Genomic DNA, 673 nt, shown 5'->3' with positions numbered 1-673 from the left:
GCCGCGGCCGAGCGGGCGCCGGAGCGGATCGCGGCGCTGGTCTACCTGGCCGCGTTCATGCCCGCCTCGGGCGTGCCTGGTCTCGACTACGTGCGTGCCCCCGAGAACCATGGCGAGATGCTGGCCTCGCTGATCTGCGCCAGCCCTCGCGCGATCGGCGCGCTGCGCATCAACCCGGCCAGCCGCGACGCGGCCTATCTCGCCACGCTGAAGCAGGCGCTGTTCGAGGATGTTGACGAGGCGACGTTCCGCGCCGTGACACGGCTGATGTCCTCGGACGTGCCTACCGCGCCATTCGCCACGCCGATCGCGACCACGGCCGAGCGCTGGGGCTCGATCGCGCGCCACTACGTGACCTGCGCCGAGGATCGCGTGATCCTGCCGGCGCTGCAGCGGCGCTTCATCGCCGAGGCCGACGCCTTCCTGCCCGAGCGGCCGACGCGCGTCCACGCACTCGACAGCAGCCATTCGCCGTTCCTGTCTCAGCCTGACACGCTCGCCGAGCTGCTGGCGGGCATCGCGCGCAACACGGCGATCTGAGGCAGCGATCGAGCGGCCCGTGTCCGCGAGTCGTTTATGATGACGATCATTCGATGACAGGCCGCCGCACGCTGCAGCTCCCACCATGAAGCCCCTCCGGCACGACGCCTCACGCCCCGCCGCGCCCGCCGCC

Annotated in this window: 1 protein-coding gene; it reads left to right on the top strand. The window is 71.5% G+C overall.

Translation table 11 applies throughout. The features are described 5' to 3' along the window. Nucleotides 1-540: alpha/beta fold hydrolase (locus tag FQ755_RS03180; RefSeq protein WP_186308404.1), on the top strand; the 540-nt coding region annotated here is incomplete at its 5' end. Between the last annotated feature and the right edge of the window lie 133 nt (nucleotides 541-673).

This window comes from Paraburkholderia sp. BCC1885, assembly GCF_900996235.1.
Classification (GTDB): domain Bacteria; phylum Pseudomonadota; class Gammaproteobacteria; order Burkholderiales; family Burkholderiaceae; genus Paraburkholderia.
The sequence above is the reverse complement of the archived record's forward strand: the minus strand, read 5'-3'. Positions and strand labels throughout refer to the sequence as shown.